Genomic DNA, 17,644 nt, shown 5'->3' with positions numbered 1-17,644 from the left:
TGAGTCATTAGGCAAGATTGAGCAGAAGCACCCCGGGAGTCAAGTAACATCAATCACTTACTTTTTACGTTCGATATCCACACTGTCGGCCTGGGTAAAGTCGCCCAGCGCCATCATGTGGCCGAGCTTGCCAGCCTTGGTGGCCAGGTACTGCTCGTTATGCGGGTTGAGTCCGGTGGTGATGGCCAGGCGTTCGACGACGTTGACGCCGTCGCTTGTCAGCGCGGCGACCTTGCGCGGGTTGTTGGTCATCAGCTTGAGCGCCTTGATCTCCAGATGCTCGAGCATCGGTACGCACAGATCGTAGCGGCGCAGGTCGGCGCCAAAGCCCAGCTGCTCGTTGGCCTCGACGGTATCGGCGCCCTGGTCCTGAAGCGCATAGGCGCGAATCTTGTTCAAAAGCCCGATGCCGCGCCCTTCCTGGCGCAGATACAAGAGCACCCCGCGCCCCTCTGCGGCGATGCGCTTGAGCGCCTCCTGGAGCTGATAGCCGCAGTCGCAGCGCATCGAGAAAAGCCCATCGCCGGTCAAACACTCCGAATGCACGCGCCCCAGCACCGGCTCATCGCTTGTCACGTCGCCCAGTGTCAAGGCGATATGATCCTTGCCCGTCGCCTCGTCCTCGAAGCCGTGCATGGTGAAGGTGGCCCAGGGCGTGGGGAGCCGACAAGCGGAAATGAAGCGGATGGTCACGGATTACCTCGCAAATCGACTGGAGCCGTCAACGATGTGAGTATCAAAGCGCGGTAGTCTATCAAAAAGGCGCGCCGGTCTCACGGCCTGCGCCGAGCCGGCTATCCCACAGTGCACCACCTCGCCTACAATAGGGCAAATTTCTCAAGAGCAGGCGTTTATGTCTTCCTTTGCGACTCCCCCTCCCTTGCACAACGACCGCTTTCTTCGTGCGCTCGCCAAAGAGCCGGTCGACCGCACCCCGGTGTGGATGATGCGCCAGGCCGGACGCTACCTGCCGGAGTACCGCGAGCGCCGCGCCCAGGCGGGCAGCTTCATGGATCTGTGCCGCAACCAGGAGTTCGCCTGCGAGGTCACGCTGCAGCCGCTGGAGCGCTTCCCGCTGGACGCGGCCATCCTGTTCTCCGACATTCTGACCATCCCTGACGCCATGGGTCTGGGGCTCTATTTCGAAACCGGCGAAGGGCCCAAGTTTAAAAAGACCGTGCGCACTCCGGAAGAAGTCGCCGCGCTGAGCGTGCCCAACGCCGAGCGCGACCTTGATTACGTGATGCGCGCGGTCTCCACCATCCGCCGCGAATTAAACGGCCGCATGCCCCTGATCGGCTTTTCCGGCAGCCCCTGGACGCTGGCCACCTACATGGTCGAAGGCGGCTCGAGCAAGGATTTTCGCCACCTGAAAACCATGCTCTACGACACCCCGGACACCATGCATCAGCTGCTGGATACGCTGGCCCACGCGGTGACCGACTACCTCAACGCCCAGATTCGCGCCGGCGCCCAGGCGGTGCAGATCTTCGACACCTGGGGCGGCTCGCTCTCCACGCCCGCCTATCTCGAGTTCTCGCTGCGCTACATGGAGCAGATCGTTTCGGGTCTGATTCGCGAGCACGAAGGCCGCCGGGTGCCGGTGATCCTGTTCACCAAGAACGGCGGGCAGTGGCTCGAGGACATCGCCTGCGCCGGCTCTGACGCGGTGGGGCTCGATTGGACCACCGAACTCAGTGATGCCCGCGCGCGTATCGGCCACAAGGTGGCGCTTCAGGGCAATCTCGACCCCAACGTGCTCTTCGCCCGCCCGTCCGCCATTCGCGCCGAGGTCGCGCGGGTGCTGGAGAGTTACGGCCATGGGCCGGGCCATGTATTCAACCTGGGCCACGGCATCAGCCAGTTTACCAACCCGGATAACGTGAGCGCCTTCATGGAGGCGCTTCACGAACTCAGTCCGCAGTATCACCAGAACGACACCGGAGACGTTCGATGAGCGATTTCAATCAGGACCAATGGTTTACCGAAGTATTCGACAGTCACGGCAGCGCCTTTTCGATGAAGATCACCGAGAAGCTTTGGGACGTGCAGAGTGACTATCAACACCTCGAGGTGTACGCCACCGAAACCTACGGCAACCTGATGGTGCTGGACGGCTGCGTGATGCTGACCGACCGCGACAACTTCCTCTACCACGAAATGATCGCTCATCCGGCGCTCTTTACTCACAAAGACCCGAAGCGCGTGGTGATCATCGGCGGCGGCGACTGCGGCACGCTCAAGGAAGTACTGCGCCACGAAGGCGTCGAGAAGGTTACCCAGATCGATATCGACGAGGAAGTCACTAAAGCTTCCGAGCGCTTTTTCCCGGCGCTGGTCGAGTCCAATAGTGACCCGCGTGCCGAGCTTCTGTTCGCCGACGGCGTGAAGTGGGTCAATGACGCCGAGGACGAAAGCATCGATGTCCTGATCATCGACTCCACCGACCCGGTCGGCCCGGCGGAAGGGCTGTTCAAGACCGACTTTTTGAAGCGCTGCCACCGGATTCTCAAGCCCGGCGGCGTGCTGGTGCAGCAAAGCGAGTCGCCGCTTTATCACTCGGGCTCGATCATTCGCGAGCTGCGCACGGACATGCAGGCGGCAGGGTTTGAAAGCGTGGCGACCCTCCCCTTCCCGCAGCCGGTCTATCCGTCCGGCTGGTGGAGCGTGACGCTGGCCGGCAAGGGGGCAAGCGTTGAAACCTTCCGTGAAGAGGCTGCCGCAGGCCACGAAATGCCGCTACAGTACTACACGGTAGAGGCTCATCGCGGCGCCTTGGCGCTGCCGCCGTTCATGCGCGCCGCCTTCGCCTAACGCTCATCGAGCGGCCAAAACGTTGACGAGACCGGGCACTGCCCGGTCTTTTTGATGGTATTTGTAGATCGCGCGACTTTCCAATCAGAGGGAGCAATAACAATGAACAAACTCCATCGATGCAGCGGTATGGCCGGCGTGCTGGCCGCGGCGCTGTTACTCCCGGGCCTGGCCCAGGCCAATACGCTGGAGACGGTCAAGGAGCGCGGGTCGCTGCGCTGCGGGGTCAACGCCGCCCAGCCCGGCTTTTCGGCGCTGGACGACGAGGATACCTACCGGGGGCTGGATACCGACATCTGCCGGGCGGTGGCCGCCGCCGCGCTTGGCGAAGGCGCACGCGTCGAGTTCGTGCCGCTCGATTCCGTCGAGCGCTTCGCCGCGCTCCAGTCCGGTGAAGTCGACGTGCTGGCTCGCACCACGACCTGGACCTCGAGTCGCGACACGACCCTTGGCCTTCACTTCACCGGGGTGAGCTACTTCGATGGTCAGGCGTTCATGGTGGCAAGCGACCTGGGGGTGCAAAGCGCGCGCGAACTCGACGGGGCGGCGGTGTGCACCCAGTCCGGCACCACCAGCGAGCTCAACCTGGCCGACTACTTTCGCCGCCACGACATGACCTTCGAAGCAGTGGTCTTCGACGCCCCGGAGCAGTCGATCATCGGCTTCGAGGAGGGCCGCTGCGACGTGCTGAGCTCGGACTCTTCGCAGCTCTACGCCCAGCGCATGCAGCTTCGTGATCCGGACATGGCGGTGGTGCTGCCCGAGGTCATCTCGAAAGAGCCGCTGGGGCCGGCGGTGCGCCAGGGCGACGATCAGTGGTTCAACATCGTCAAGTGGTCGCTCTATGCCATGCTCAACGCCGAGGAACTGGGCGTGAGCCAAACCAACGTCGATGACATGCTCGATGACGAAAGCCCTGAGGTAATGCGCCTACTGGGCCGCGACGGCGATTTTGGCGAGGGCATGGGACTTGACGCCGACTGGGCCTATCAAATCATCAAGCAGGTCGGCAACTACGCCGACGCCTTCGATCGCAACGTTGGCACGGGTTCACCGTTTAATATCGGCCGCGGGCTAAACGCGCTGTGGAAAGATGGCGGTGTGCAGTACGCCCCGCCCATTCGCTAGGCGCGCCGGCGCTATTTGGCTGTTTTTGCTCGACGAATTTCAAACAAACGTTTGGAAGCCGCACCAAAAGAGAGCGATGCGTAGCCGATTCCGCACCGTTTTACACCACCACTTTGGTCATAACGTTGGCGCTTTTGCGTTGAAAAGCGCTGAATGAGTCGCCAGGTCCTTTCTGGCATCTTCCTTGCTAGCGTTAGAGGTGTCATGCACTACCGGCATGTATAACGATATTCAAATAACAGGACGGGAAACACCATGTTCAATAAGAAAAACGCGGTACTGCTGGCCTCTGCCGGCGCTCTTACCCTATCCGGTGTCGCGAGCGTTCAGGCGGACGTATTGGAAGATACGCGCTCACGAGGCGCCGTGCAGTGTGGCGTGAGCGATGGCCTGCCGGGGTTCTCCGCCCCCAACGATAGCGGCGAGTGGCAGGGGCTCGACGTCGATATCTGCCGCGCCGTGGCCGCCGCGGTACTGGGCGATGCCGACGCGGTCAACTACATCTCGCTCAACGCCGTCGAGCGCTTCACCGCGCTGCAGTCGGGCGAGGTCGACGTGCTGTCGCGTAACACCACCTGGACCACCACCCGCGACACGACACTCGGCCTCAACTTCGCCGGCGTCACCTTCTACGACGGTATCGGCTTCATGGTCAACCGCGACTTAGGGCTCAGTGGCGCCGATGAACTCGACGGTGCGGCGATCTGTATTCAGTCCGGCACCACCACCGAGCTCAACGTGGCGGACTACTTCCGCGCCAACGACATGGCGTTCGACCCGATCGTTTTCGACACCTCCGAGCAGACCGTGGGCGGCTTCCAATCCGGGCGCTGCGACGTACTGACCTCCGATACCTCTCAGTTGGCGGCGCTGCGCATCCAGCTCGACGACCCGGAAGGCGCGGTCATCCTGCCGGACATCATCTCGAAAGAGCCGCTGGGCCCGGTGGTACGCCAGGGCGACGACACCTGGTTCAACATCGTCAAGTGGTCGCTGTTCGCGATGCTCAACGCCGAGGAGTACGGCATCACCTCTGAAAACGTCGACGACATGATGGACAGCGAAAACCCGGACGTCGCGCGTATCCTGGGTCAGGACGGTAACTACGGCGAAGGCATGGGCCTTGAAGCCGATTGGGCGTACAACATCATCAGCCAGGTCGGTAACTACGCCGAGAGCTACGACCGAAACGTCGGCATGGATTCCCCGCTCGAGATCGAACGCGGCGTCAACGCGCTGTGGAACCAGGGCGGCTTCCACTACGCACCGCCGATTCGCTAAGCGTCTCGCAATACCCGGCCCGCCGTGCATCGCCCGGCGGGCCGTTTGATCGATCCTGCCGTATCGCGGAGACGCCTTCATGTCAGCAAGACCAACCGCTCGCCCGGGGGGCCACAAGCCCCCCTTCTGGCGAGATCGCGCCAAGCGCGCGCTCATTTTTCAGGTGCTGGTGGTGGCGGCCGTCGCCGTCTTTTTGCTCTACATCGTGAGCAACACCCAGGACAACCTGGCCGCCCGCGGCATCACCACGGGCTTTGGCTTTCTGGACAACACCGCAGGCTTTGGCATCGTTCAGAGCCTGGTCGACTACTCCTCGCAGAGCACCTACGGGCGTACCTTTTTCGTCGGGCTTTTGAACACGCTGCTGGTGGGCGGGCTTGGCGTACTGGCCGCGACCCTCATCGGCTTCATCGTCGGGATCGCCAGGCTCTCGCCCAACTGGCTGATCGCCAAGCTGGCCGCCGCCTATATCGAAACCTTTCGAAATATCCCGCTGCTTTTGCAGATCTTTTTCTGGTACTTCGCGGTGCTGCGTACGCTCCCCGGCGCTCGCGAGAGCATGGCGCTTGGCGACGTCATCTTCTTGAACGTGCGCGGGCTCTACCTGCCCAAGCCGCTGTTCGAGTCCGGCTTCGGGCTGATTCCCGCTGCGTTTCTGGTCGCGATCGTGGCCAGCATCGCGCTGATAGTGTGGAACAAGCGCCGCCACGAGGCCACCGGCAAGCGCCTGCCCGCCTACTGGCTGTCGCTTTTACTGCTCATCGGCCTGCCGCTTCTGGTGCTGCTCGCCACCGGCGTGCCGATCACCTGGGACGTACCGGCGCTGGGCGGGTTCAACTTCCGCGGCGGCGTGACGGTGATTCCGGAGTTTCTGGCGCTATGGCTGGCGCTTTCGATCTACACCGCCTCGTTCATCGCCGAGATCGTGCGCTCGGGTATCCAGGCGATCTCCCACGGCCAGACCGAAGCCGCCCAGGCGCTGAGCCTGCCGCGCAATCTGATTTTGCGGCTGGTGGTAGTGCCTCAGGCGATGCGAGTGATCATTCCACCGCTCACCAGCCAGTACCTGAACCTGATCAAGAACTCGTCGCTGGCGACGGCCATTGGCTACCCGGATCTGGTGTCGGTGTTCGCCGGTACCACGCTGAACCAGACCGGCCAGGCCATCGAGGTCATTGCCATGACCATGGCGGTCTATCTGACCATCAGCCTCACGGTTTCCCTGTTCATGAACTGGTTCAACGCCCGCGTGGCGCTGGTCGAACGCTAGGCGAGGATGACACTCCATGATTCACAATAAAACCATGATCGCCCAGCGCCCGGCGCCGAAAAGCACCATTGGCCCTGCGGCGTGGCTGCGCGGCAATCTCTTCAACGGCCCGCTCAATACGCTGTTCACGCTGGTCGGGCTCTACGTGCTGTACCTGCTGGTGGTGCCTACCGTGCAGTGGGCGTTCATCGACGCCAACTGGGTCGGCACCACGCGCGAAGACTGCACCCGTGAAGGCGCCTGCTGGGTATTCGTCAAGGCGCGCTTTACCCAGTTCATCTACGGGCTCTACCCACGCTCGGAGCTTTGGCGCGCCAACATCGTCTTCGTCGGCTTTTTCGCGCTGATCGCCTGGCTTGCCATCCCGCGCCTGCCGCTCAAGCGCTGGGTGGCGGTGTTCGCGCTGGTGGTGTTCCCGATGATTGCCTACGTGCTGCTTCACGGCGGCCACTTCGACCTGCCGCGGGTGCCGACCCACCGCTGGGGCGGGCTGATGCTGACGCTGCTGCTGGCCTCGGTCGGTATGATCGGGGCGCTGCCGATCGGCATCGTGCTGGCACTCGGGCGGCGCTCGAGCATGCCGATCGTCAAGAGCTTTTCGGTGGTGTTCATCGAGTTCTGGCGCGGCGTGCCGCTGATCACCGTGCTGTTCATGGCCTCGGTGATGCTGCCGCTGTTTCTGCCCTCGGATCTCTCCGTCGACCGGCTGATCCGCGCGCTGATCGGGATCACGCTGTTTCAAAGCGCCTACATGGCCGAAGTCATCCGCGGCGGGCTGCAGGCGATTCCGCGCGGCCAGGACGAAGCCGCCGCCGCGCTCGGCATGACCTACTGGAAGCGCATGGGGCTGATCGTCATGCCCCAGGCGCTGAAGATGATGATTCCCGGCATCGTGAACACCTTCATATCGCTGTTCAAGGACACCACGCTTGTGATGATCATCGGCCTGTTCGATCTTCTGGGCATCGTGCAGGCGGCGCTGTCCGACTCGCGCTGGCTGGGCTTTTCGCTGGAGGGCTACGTGTTCGCCGCGTTCGTGTTCTGGATCTTTTGTTTCAGCATGTCGCGCTATAGCCAGTATCTCGAACGCCGCCTCAACACCGGCCACAAGCGCTAACGCCGCCCCCTTTCAAGGATAACCTCATGAGTGAAGCAGCTTTAAAACCTCAGGATTCGATGGTCGAGATGCGCGGCGTCAACAAGTGGTACGGCGACTTTCACGTGCTGCGTGATATCGACCTCGACGTAAAGCGCGGCGAGCGCATCGTCATTTGCGGGCCTTCGGGCTCGGGCAAGTCCACCATGATCCGCTGTATCAACCATCTGGAAGAGCATCAGCAGGGTGAGATCGTCGTCGGCGGCGTACCGCTCACCCAGGACGTCAAGCGTATCGAGCAGGTGCGCAGAAGCGTGGGCATGGTGTTCCAGCACTTCAATCTGTTTCCTCACCTCTCGGTGCTGGAGAACTGCTGCATCGCGCCGATGTGGGTGCAGAAAAAATCACGCCGCGAGGCCGAGGCCGAGGCGATGCAGTACCTGGAGCGGGTGCGCATCGCCGAGCAGGCGAAAAAGTACCCGGGCCAGCTCTCTGGCGGCCAGCAGCAGCGCGTGGCGATCGCCCGCTCCTTGTGCATGCACCCGGACGTGATGCTATTCGATGAGCCCACCTCGGCGCTCGACCCGGAGATGATCAAGGAGGTGCTCGATGTCATGGTCGAGCTCGCCGAGGAAGGCATGACGATGCTCTGCGTGACTCACGAAATGGGCTTCGCCAAGACCGTAGCGGACCGGGTGATCTTCATGGACCAGGGCCAGATCATCGAGGAGAACGCCCCGGAGCCGTTCTTCAACGACCCGCAGTCCGAGCGCACCCAGTTATTCTTGAGCCAGATCCTCGGCCACTAGGGTCTGTCTGAAAAGTCGGTGAGCGAAGACAAGACAAGGCAAAAATTGGCGAAGAAGCGGAGTTTACACCGTGTAAATGAGCATTCTGAGCCAATTTTTAACGCCGTATTGTCGAGCGCAGGCACTTTGCAGACAGAGCCTAGGCGCTTTTGTCGACCAGCGTGATGCTGGCAGGCTCTAGCGGTGTCTGGTCGCGATGGCCGGTGAGCGGTTTGCCGGCTATCGCGGTCAGCAGTATCTGCAGCGGGTCGCCGTGGCTGACCAGCAAAATCGTTTCGCCGCTTACGCGCGCCTCCCACGCCTCGATCACTGCCTGCATGCGCGCCGCCACCCGGGCGACTGGCTCGACCCCGTGCGCAGCGTGCTCGGCGTTTCGGTCATCGAGCACCCAGACGCCCTCATAAAGCGCCGCTTTCTGCCCCTCGAACTCGCCGAAGTAGCGCTCGCGCAGGCGCTCGTCTTTCTCTATCGGTACACCCAGCGCATCCGCCACCCGGCGCGCCGTCTCAGTGGTGCGCAGAAAATCCGAGTGCACGATGCGCGTGGGTGTCGGCCAGACCCAATTTTTCACTACCTCGTCAAGCTGGCGCTCGCCGGTTTCGGAAAGCCCGAAGGCGTCGAGTCCGCGCTCAGGGGAGCTAATGATCAGTCCTTGCTCGTTGGCCTGGCTATGGCCGTGGCGCATCAGCAGATAGCGGTTGCGCCAATGGTAGTAGGTGCCCTGTAAAGTACTTGACATATGTTTGTCACAAACCCTAGGTTGAAGAAGCGTCGTTTTCGAAAAACAAGCATTAAATGCGCAGTAACGAAACCAAAAAGCGCGCTGACCGCCGCCATAACGCTCGAAAGTGCGCGCCGGTCATAAAAACCGTCGTAACACGTCTTTATAAAAACAAACTACCTCCGAGGTTTCCATGAACAAGCTTCTCTCCTCCAGGCCCGCGCTGTCATGGGCGGCGGCACTGCCTCTTGCGCTACTCTCATCCATAGCGTTTGCCGAGTGCGAACGTGGCGACCTCGACGCCATTTACTGCGATGAAAATGGCGACATGGTCGCCGACCGCCCCGCCGATGAGTCCGAATGGGCCAACCCGGACACGCTGATTTTCGCCTATACCCCGGTCGAGGATCCGGCCATCTATTCCGATATCTGGCAGCCCTTCATTGAGCACTTGTCCAAGGTGACCGGGCGCGACGTGCGCTTTTTCGCCGTGCAGTCCAACGCCGCCCAGGTCGAGGCAATGCGCAGCGGCCGACTCCATATCGCCGGCTTCTCGACCGGCCCCACGCCCTTTGCCGTCAACCTGGCCGGTGCGGTGCCATTTGCGCTGATGGGCTCCGACGACGGCCAGTTCGGCTACACCCTTCAGCTGTTTACCCACGTCGACTCCGACATCGAAACCGTCGAGGATCTCAAGGGCAAGCGCGTTGCGCACACCTCGCCGACCTCCAACTCTGGCAACCTCGCCCCTCGGGCGCTTCTGCCCGAGCTCGGCGTCACTCCGGACGAGGATTACGAGGTCGTCTACTCCGGCAGCCATGACCAGTCGATGCTCGGCGTGGTGGCGCGCGATTATGACGCCGCCCCGGTGGCCTCGGAAGTGGTCGAGCGCATGGCCGCCCGCGGACTCTACGATGAGGAGGACGTACGCCTAATTTATGAGTCCGACCGTTTCCCCACCACCTCCTACAATTACGCCTACAACCTGCACCCGGATCTGGTCGAAAAGATCGAAGAGGCATTTTTCAGCTTCGACTTCGCCGGCACCGAGCTTGGCGAGGAGTTCGACGGCGTCGAGAAGTTCATCCCGATCAACTACAAGGATAACTGGCAGGTGATTCGCACCATCCAGGCCGCCAACGGCGTGACCTATACGCCCGAGAATATGGAAGAGTAAATCGCACCGCGCCTCAAGGCGCGGTTTGCTGGCTGCCGATGGAAGCGACAACATGCTGGAAATCAAGAATCTGGTCAAACGCTATGGCCACAGCGAGCCCGTGCTCAAGGGGCTCGATCTCAAGGTCGAAGGTAACAGCGTGGTGTCCATCGTGGGCGCCTCGGGCGCGGGCAAAAGCACGATGCTGCGCTGTATCAACCGCCTGGTGGAGCCGACGTCGGGGTCCATCACGCTCAACGGGGTCGAGCTCGTCCACCTCAAGGGCGCCGAGCTCAGACGTGCCCGGCGCAAAATCGGTATGGTCTTTCAGGGCTTCAACCTTCTCGACCGGCTAACGGTGATGGAGAACGTGCTGGCCGGGCGGCTTGGCTACGTCAATCTGTTTCAGGCCATCTCCAGACGCTACCCGCAGGGGGATATCGACCGCGCCTTTCATCTGATGGAGCGCGTGGGGATCGCCCACTACGCCAACAAGCGCGCCGACGAGCTCTCCGGCGGCGAGCGTCAGCGCGTCGGCGTGGTGCGTGCACTGATGCAGGAACCGGACGTGCTGCTGGCAGACGAACCGACCGCCTCACTCGACCCGCGTACGTCCGAACAGATCATGGTGCTGTTGCAAAGCCTGGCGAGTGAGCTTTCGCTGCCGGTGCTGATCAACATCCACAATGTCGCCCAGGCCAAAACCTATACCGAGCGTATCGTGGGGCTTCGCCACGGCAAGATGATCTTCGATGGGGCTCCGGCGGCGTTCGACAAGGACGCACTCGACGAGATCTATGGCGGCATCGAGGCGCCGGACGGCGATATCACCGCAGATTCCGAGGCCCCGGAGGCGACGCATGACGCCCACTGAGTCCTCGCCACCACGCCGGTGGAAAAAACCGCCGTTCATCGCTAACCCGTTGGTACGCTACGGCCTTTTGATCGTCGCCGCCGCGTATCTGATATGGGCGTTTGGTTCGCTGCCGTTCAACTGGGCGCGCATCAGCGAAGGCGTACCGCGGGCAGCGCGCATCTTCAGCGGTGGCTTTCCGCCCAACTTCGACCGCTTCGAGCTGCTGGTGACCGGCTTCAAGGAGAGCTTCCAGATCGCGATTCTGGCCACGCTGCTGGGCGTTTTGCTCTCGATTCCTTTCGCCGTGATGGCGGCGCGCAATATCGCTCCGATGCCGATCTATCTGGTCGGGCGCGCGATCATCATCGTATCCCGCAGTTTTCACCCGGTGATCGTGGCGATTCTGTTCGTCGCCGCGGTGGGCTTTGGGCCGCTGGCGGGCATTTTGACGCTGACGCTCTACTCGATCGGCTTCGTCGGCAAGCTGTTGGCCGAAGAGATCGAAGAGATCGACTGGGGCCAGGTCGAGGCAATGCGCGCCGCGGGGGCGGGCTACCTGGCCACGCTCTTCTACGCCGTGTTCCCGCAAATACTGCCGCGCCAGATCGGGCTTTCCATGTATCAGCTCGACAGCAACCTGCGCGCCTCCGCCGTGGTCGGTATCGTCGGCGCCGGCGGTATCGGTGGCACGCTGATGAACGCCTTCGGACGCTACGACTACGACTTCGCCTTCGCGATTCTTTTAGTGATCATCGCGGTGATCCTGTTGAGTGAAGGTATCAGCGGCTGGGTGAGGAAAAAGATATGGTAGATCACGCCGAACAACTCGCCGACCGCGTCTGGCAACGTTTCGATCGCAAGGAGCGCCTGATTCGCTACGCGGTGCTGCTCGCCACCTTGATGCTCGTGGTCTGGGCGCTGAGCGACATCGATATCTTCTGGCCCTGGGTGTGGGACGCGCCCAATCAGATCTCCGGGCTGGCGGCGCGCATGTGGCCGCCGAGCCCGGCGGGCTTTGCCAACATCGTAAGCGCTTTGCTCGAAACCGTGCACATCGCCACGCTCGCCACTTTCCTCACCATCTTTCTCGCGCTGCCGGTGGCCTATATCGCCGCGCAGAACACCACACCCAATCGGGCGTGCCTGTGGCTTGGGCGCTTCATTCTGGTCTCGAGCCGCTCGGTGAATACGATCATCTGGGCGCTGCTGTTCGTGGCCATTTTCGGCCCCGGGGTGCTGGCGGGCATTCTCGCCATCGTGTTTCGCTCGATCGGCTTCATCGGCAAGCTGATGGGCGAGGCGATCGAGGAAATCGACCGGCGCCCGGTCGAGGCGATGGAGGCGACCGGCGCCTCGAAAGCCAAGGTGATCGCCTACGCTATCGTGCCCCAGGTAATGCCGGCGTTTTTCGCCATCGTCATTCTGCGCTGGGATATCAATATTCGAGAATCCACCGTGCTGGGGCTGGTGGGCGCCGGCGGCATCGGCGTGATCCTCCAGGGCGCGATCGATACCTTCGCCTGGCCGACGGTTGCAACGATTCTGCTGGCGATCATCGTGCTCGTGCTGATTGGGGAGGCGCTTACGAGTATCTTGAGGCGCAAGGTGCTTTAACGCGGCCAGCGGTTGACCGAACGTCGATCGCTTGCCATGTTTAATCAACCACTAACGACACGGAGGACGTTTGATCATGCCAACTTACATTGTGGTGGCCGACGCAGGACGCGCGCGCATCTTCACCCATGCCGCGAACAAGCTCACCGAGAAAGAGAGCCTGGTGCACGCCGAAGGGCAAATGCACGAAGGCGACCTGGTGACCGATAGCCCCGGGGCGGACGTACATACTGGCTCACAAGGCTCTGCCCGCTCTTCCGCCGAAGGCGGCGAGGCGCTCGAGCACGAAAACGAGATGTTCGCCAAGCAGGTCGTGCAATACCTGTTCGACGCCCGCACGAGCAACAAGATGGACGAGCTGATCCTGATCGCCGCGCCGAAGTTTCTGGGTCTTCTGCGCGACAAGCTCGACAAGCCGACGCAGAAGCTGGTGACGCATACGCTCTCCAAGGATTACACCAAGGCTTCGAGCGATGAGATCGAAGAGGCGATCAAGAAGCTCTGATCCTGCCGGGCGTCGCCCCAGTTAAAAATCAACTCATGTTAAGGCCGCTCCTGCCGATAACCAATGCGCTGCTTTTATTGGAAAAAGTAGTGTCATCTGTTCATCGATCAAGAGAGCGGCCATGCTATCCTCCCTACGAACCCGTATTCTGCTCGCCGCGTTGGCAGCGATCATCGCGGCATTGACCCTCAATGGCTTTGCCAGTTACTGGACCGTCAAGGGCCACAACGACGAGCAGATCCATCGCCATCTCGATGCCGCCCTGAAGGGCAACGCCCAAGCACTGAGAGAGTGGGTGGCCGCCCGTAATCGTCTGGTTGCCTCACTGCCCACCGTCGTTGAAAGCGCCGACCCGCTGGCGGCACTCCAGCAGCTTCAGACCGCTGGCGACTTCATGACCACCTACGTTGCCTACGCGTCGTCGAAACCGCCGGTCTTTTCCGACGGCTGGCAGCCGCCGGCGGATTACGACCCGCGCCAGCGCCCCTGGTACCAGCAGGCCGTCGAGGCCGGCACCACCATCGTGACGTCCCCCTATCTGGACATGATCTCCGGCGAGCTGGTGGTTTCCTTCATTCACCCCTACTACGCCGACGGCGATAGCGGTCGACTGCTGGGCGTCATCGGCGGCGATATCGGTATCGAAGACGTGGTGGGTATCGTTACCGGCATTCAGCCGACGCCGTCGAGCTTCGCCTTTTTGGTCACCGACGACGGCACCATCGCGGCGCATCCGGACAGCGCGCTGGCGCTCGAGCCTTCGACCGTACTGAGCGAGCAGCTCGACCGCGCCTTTCTAAAGAACCTGGAGAGCAACAACACGCCGACGCCGCTAGTGCTCGACCAGCGCGAAAAACTGCTGATGGGGCGCGACGTCGGGCTTGGCAGCGGTTGGGAGCTGGTGGTCGCCATGGATGAGCAGGAAGCGACCGCGGGCCTTCGCGCCATCGCCTTCTCGTCACTGACCACGCTCATCATCGTGGCGGTGCTGACCGCGCTCGGCCTTGGCGTGCTGCTTTCGCTGTTGCTGCGCCCGCTCAAGGGCGTCGGCCACGCGATGGACAACATCGCCTCCGGCGACGGCGATCTGACCCAGCGCCTGCCGGCCACGGGCAAGGACGAGATCGCCCGCATCGCCGGCGCCTTCAACCGTTTTGCGGACAAGATGGAAACGGTGCTGATCGACGTGCGCACCAGCAGTGAAACCGTGCACCACGCCGCCAGCGAGATCGCTCTGGGCGGACAGGATCTTTCACGGCGCACCGACCAGACCGCCGCGAGCCTGCAGCAGACCTCGGCCTCCATCGAGCAGATCAACAGCACCGTCGGCCAAACCGCCGCCTCGTCAAAGGAGGCCAACGCGCTCTCCCAGGCCGCCTCCGAGGTCGCCCATCGGGGCCATGAGGATGTCTCCCGGGTCGTCTCGACCATGGAGGAGATCACCCGCGCGTCTGACCGCATCGGTGAAATCGTGACACTGATGGACGGCATCGCCTTCCAGACCAACCTGCTCGCACTCAACGCCTCGGTCGAGGCGGCGCGGGCCGGCGAGCACGGCCGCGGTTTCGCGGTGGTCGCCGAAGAGGTTCGCCAGCTGGCCCGACGTAGCAGCGACGCGGCCAACGATATCAAACGCGTCATCGAGGACTCCCAGGCCAGGGTGCATAGCGGTACAACGCTGGTTCGCAACGCCGGCGACACCATGCAGGAGATCGTGACCAACAGCGCGCGCATCACCGACGTCCTTGCTGAAATCACCGCCGCCACCAGCGAGCAAAGCGATGGTATTCAGCAGGTCAATATCGCGGTGAACGATCTCGACCGCATGACCCAGGAGAACGCCGCCATGGTCGAGGAGTCGACCACCGCCGCCGAGCAGCTAAAAGAGCAGGCCGATCACCTGGCCCGCACGATCGCAAGCTTCACCCTCTCGGCCACCACGCCGGCCCTCGGCTCGACGCGCCAGACCGCCGCCCTCCCCGCTGCTCCGTCACAGCCCGCGTTCTAAAAAACGCCGCTCCCGGCTTGCCCGCGGCGCTCTCGACCCTGACGGTCGGTGAGCGCCGCATTTGATCCAAAGACGACGCCCCAAGCGCCGGCCGCGACAGCCGTGCGCTTTTTTGCCGCGAAGCCACGTCGGTATGTCAAGAAGATGCTTTTCACGCCGATATTCCTGTTAACGCCCGACTGTTTCGTTGACGTCGCTTTTTAATGGCGCCGCGCGCGTAGTGGCTTTTCCATCAGGCATAAGGACTCGAACATGCACTTCAAATCGCTTCGCACGCTGATCGCGACCCTGGCCGGTAGCGCTATTTTGCTGGTCGTGGCGGCGCTGGTGGTGTATTCGCTGATCGCCAACGCACGCACCCAGGCGCTGGTGGAGGAGCAAACCGAAACGCTGCTCGAACAAAACGCCGCAGCGCGGCTCGAGGCGCTCGCCTCGGCGCATACCGAAGAGATCAAGCGCGAGCTCGATCATGCGCTGACGCTGGCAACGAATCTTGCCAATCTCAACGCCATGCTGGGGGAAGTGGATGAGGCTGGCCGGCCGCTTTTGTATCTCAGCCGCCGGGAGTTTTCGGTGCTGATTCGCCAAACGGTGGTCGACAACCCCGAACTGCTCGATGCCTTCGTTGGCTGGGAGCCGGACGCCTTTGGTCTCGATGCGCGCTTTATCGGTCGCGAGGATCAGGGGTTCGGACCGGACGGCCGCTTCACGCCCTGGTGGTATCGCACCGAAAGCGGCGCCATCGAGGTGCTCGCGCTGGGCCAGGATATGGAAAACGAAGCGCTTGGCGACGACGGGATTCGCCGAGGCGAGTATTACCTCTGCACGCGGGAAACGCAGCGCACCTGCGTGGTCGACCCGCACTGGTACGATTACAACGGCGACAACCTGCTGGTGACCTCCTTCAACGCGCCCATCATGGTCGATGGCGAGTTCCGTGGCAGCGCCGGCGTCGATCTGTCGGTCGCGTTCATTCAAGGCCTGCTGGAAGAGGCCAATCAATCGCTTTACGATGGTGCAGGTGAAATGCTGCTGGTGGCAGGCCAAGGGGCTTTGGCCGCCCACACCGGCGCGGCAGAGCTTTTGGGCCGCGGCGTCGACACACTGCCCGCCTCGCTTCAGGGCGCTATCGCTCAAGCCCAGCAGGGCGAGCGCATCAACCAGACCAACACCGACGAGGGCATGTTCGAGCTCTATACGCCCTTCAGCGTCGATGGCAGCGGCCGCCCCTGGGTGATGGTGATTCGTCTACCGCAGAGCGCGGTCATGGCGGGACTTGAGAACTTACAGTCACAGCTTGCCGACCGAGGCCAGGCCTCCATGTGGGGCATGCTCCTCGTCGGCCTTTTGATTGCCCTGGCGGGCCTGCTGGCCAGTTGGCTGTTGGGCAGCCGCATCGCCCGGCCGCTGCGCTACCTGGCCGACCGGATGCGCGACATCGCTTCCGGTAACGGGGATTTGACCCAGCGCTTGCCGGTGCGCGGACGCAACGAAAGCGCTGAGCTCGCGATCCAGTTCAACGCCTTCGCCGACAAGATTCACGACGTGCTGGTGGATGTGCGCGCCAGCAGCGAATCGGTCCACCACGCCGCCAACGAGATCACCCAAGGCGGGCAGGATCTTTCCCGACGCACCGATCAGGCGGCGTCCAGCCTGCAGCAGACCTCGACCGCCATGGAAGAGATCAGCAGCACCGTGGGCCATACCACCAGCGCCTCGAAAGAGGCCAGCGGACTGTCGCACACCGCCGCCGAACTCGCCACGCGCACCAACGGCGCCTTCAGCCAGGTAGTGACGACGATGGACGAGATTCGCACGACCTCCGATGAGATCCAGAGCATCGTCAAGGTGATCGACGGCATCGCCTTTCAGACCAACCTGCTGGCGCTGAACGCCTCGGTCGAGGCGGCGCGGGCCGGCGAGCATGGCCGCGGCTTTGCCGTCGTGGCCGAAGAGGTGCGCATGCTCGCCCGGCGCAGCAGCGAGGCGGCGGCGGATATTCGCCAGCGTATCGGCGCCTCGGTGGACAAGGTCGAAAGCGGCACGCAGCTCGTGCGCGAGGCCGAAAGCGCCATGCACGAACTGGCCGAGAGCGTCTCTCGCGTCAACCAGATGCTGGGCGACATCAGCACCGCCGCCGGCGAGCAGAACGACGGCATCGGTCAGGTCAGTATCGCGGTCAACGACCTGGATCAGATGACCCAGCAAAACGCCGCGCTGGTCGAGGAGTCCACCACCGCCGCCGAGCAGCTGAAGGAGCAGGCGGAGCGGCTGGCCGAGCTGGTGGGCGGGTTCACACTCGACACTTCCGCTGCGCCCTCCAATCGCCTGCCCTCCCCGCCGCGAGGCTAATCACTCGCATCACGCCCTGACATGCGCCGGCCAG

Annotated in this window: 16 protein-coding genes; 14 read left to right on the top strand and 2 right to left on the bottom strand. The window is 62.6% G+C overall.

Going from position 1 to position 17,644, the window contains the following annotated elements; all coding sequences use genetic code 11:
• Positions 1 to 57 precede the first annotated feature (57 nt).
• On the bottom strand, positions 58 to 693 hold the full coding sequence (ribA, locus tag RN347_RS01080) for a GTP cyclohydrolase II (protein WP_263585458.1): 636 nt from the start codon (positions 691 to 693) through the stop codon (positions 58 to 60).
• Between the two features lie 160 nt (positions 694 to 853).
• On the opposite strand from ribA, the gene hemE reads away from it, so the two are divergent.
• The 7 genes from hemE (at position 854) to RN347_RS01045 (ending at position 8,398) form a co-directional block, all read left to right on the top strand.
• Complete coding sequence (hemE, locus tag RN347_RS01075) at positions 854 to 1,957, top strand: uroporphyrinogen decarboxylase (RefSeq protein WP_263585459.1); 1,104 nt, start codon at positions 854 to 856, stop codon at positions 1,955 to 1,957.
• Complete coding sequence (speE, locus tag RN347_RS01070) at positions 1,954 to 2,814, top strand: polyamine aminopropyltransferase (protein ID WP_263585460.1); 861 nt, start codon at positions 1,954 to 1,956, stop codon at positions 2,812 to 2,814. The genes hemE and speE overlap by 4 nt, the downstream gene beginning before the upstream one ends.
• A gap of 102 nt (positions 2,815 to 2,916) precedes the next feature.
• Positions 2,917 to 3,942 (top strand): amino acid ABC transporter substrate-binding protein, encoded by a 1,026-nt coding sequence (locus RN347_RS01065; protein ID WP_311959431.1) that lies wholly within the window; start codon positions 2,917 to 2,919, stop codon positions 3,940 to 3,942.
• A gap of 255 nt (positions 3,943 to 4,197) precedes the next feature.
• Positions 4,198 to 5,223, top strand: a complete 1,026-nt coding sequence (locus RN347_RS01060) for an amino acid ABC transporter substrate-binding protein (protein ID WP_263585462.1) — start codon at positions 4,198 to 4,200, stop codon at positions 5,221 to 5,223.
• A 79-nt stretch (positions 5,224 to 5,302) separates the two neighbouring features.
• Positions 5,303 to 6,493: an amino acid ABC transporter permease gene (locus RN347_RS01055; RefSeq protein ID WP_311959429.1), complete on the top strand. Its 1,191-nt coding sequence runs from the start codon at positions 5,303 to 5,305 to the stop codon at positions 6,491 to 6,493.
• A gap of 16 nt (positions 6,494 to 6,509) precedes the next feature.
• Positions 6,510 to 7,610, top strand: coding sequence for an amino acid ABC transporter permease (locus tag RN347_RS01050; RefSeq protein WP_311959427.1), 1,101 nt, complete (start codon positions 6,510 to 6,512; stop codon positions 7,608 to 7,610).
• 59 nt (positions 7,611 to 7,669) lie between these two features.
• Positions 7,670 to 8,398 (top strand): amino acid ABC transporter ATP-binding protein, encoded by a 729-nt coding sequence (locus RN347_RS01045; protein WP_263587362.1) that lies wholly within the window; start codon positions 7,670 to 7,672, stop codon positions 8,396 to 8,398.
• A 139-nt stretch (positions 8,399 to 8,537) separates the two neighbouring features.
• Here RN347_RS01045 and RN347_RS01040 read toward each other — a convergent pair whose 3' ends face one another.
• Positions 8,538 to 9,137 (bottom strand): histidine phosphatase family protein, encoded by a 600-nt coding sequence (locus RN347_RS01040; RefSeq protein ID WP_311959426.1) that lies wholly within the window; start codon positions 9,135 to 9,137, stop codon positions 8,538 to 8,540.
• 175 nt (positions 9,138 to 9,312) lie between these two features.
• Here RN347_RS01040 and phnD point away from each other — a divergent pair, with 175 nt between their 5' ends.
• The 7 genes from phnD to RN347_RS01005 all read left to right on the top strand — a co-directional run bounded on the left by phnD (position 9,313) and on the right by RN347_RS01005 (position 17,610).
• Positions 9,313 to 10,296 (top strand): phosphate/phosphite/phosphonate ABC transporter substrate-binding protein, encoded by a 984-nt coding sequence (gene phnD / locus RN347_RS01035; RefSeq protein ID WP_311959424.1) that lies wholly within the window; start codon positions 9,313 to 9,315, stop codon positions 10,294 to 10,296.
• A 52-nt stretch (positions 10,297 to 10,348) separates the two neighbouring features.
• Positions 10,349 to 11,149, top strand: coding sequence for a phosphonate ABC transporter ATP-binding protein (gene phnC, locus RN347_RS01030; protein ID WP_263585467.1), 801 nt, complete (start codon positions 10,349 to 10,351; stop codon positions 11,147 to 11,149).
• Positions 11,136 to 11,942 carry a phosphonate ABC transporter, permease protein PhnE gene (gene phnE, locus RN347_RS01025; protein ID WP_263585468.1) on the top strand — a complete coding sequence of 269 codons (807 nt, stop codon included), beginning with the start codon at positions 11,136 to 11,138 and terminating at the stop codon, positions 11,940 to 11,942. The genes phnC and phnE (RN347_RS01025) overlap by 14 nt, the downstream gene beginning before the upstream one ends.
• Positions 11,936 to 12,745 carry a phosphonate ABC transporter, permease protein PhnE gene (phnE, locus tag RN347_RS01020; RefSeq protein WP_263585469.1) on the top strand — a complete coding sequence of 270 codons (810 nt, stop codon included), beginning with the start codon at positions 11,936 to 11,938 and terminating at the stop codon, positions 12,743 to 12,745. The genes phnE (RN347_RS01025) and phnE (RN347_RS01020) overlap by 7 nt, the downstream gene beginning before the upstream one ends.
• Before the next feature lie 76 nt (positions 12,746 to 12,821).
• Positions 12,822 to 13,250, top strand: coding sequence for a host attachment protein (locus RN347_RS01015; RefSeq protein ID WP_263585470.1), 429 nt, complete (start codon positions 12,822 to 12,824; stop codon positions 13,248 to 13,250).
• 121 nt (positions 13,251 to 13,371) lie between these two features.
• Positions 13,372 to 15,258 (top strand): methyl-accepting chemotaxis protein, encoded by a 1,887-nt coding sequence (locus RN347_RS01010; protein WP_311959421.1) that lies wholly within the window; start codon positions 13,372 to 13,374, stop codon positions 15,256 to 15,258.
• A gap of 252 nt (positions 15,259 to 15,510) precedes the next feature.
• Positions 15,511 to 17,610 carry a methyl-accepting chemotaxis protein gene (locus RN347_RS01005; protein ID WP_311959419.1) on the top strand — a complete coding sequence of 700 codons (2,100 nt, stop codon included), beginning with the start codon at positions 15,511 to 15,513 and terminating at the stop codon, positions 17,608 to 17,610.
• The last annotated feature ends 34 nt before the right edge of the window (positions 17,611 to 17,644 follow it).

It is taken from the genome of Halomonas sp. PAMB 3264, assembly GCF_031954245.1.
GTDB lineage: Bacteria > Pseudomonadota > Gammaproteobacteria > Pseudomonadales > Halomonadaceae > Vreelandella.
The sequence above is the reverse complement of the archived record's forward strand: the minus strand, read 5'-3'. Positions and strand labels throughout refer to the sequence as shown.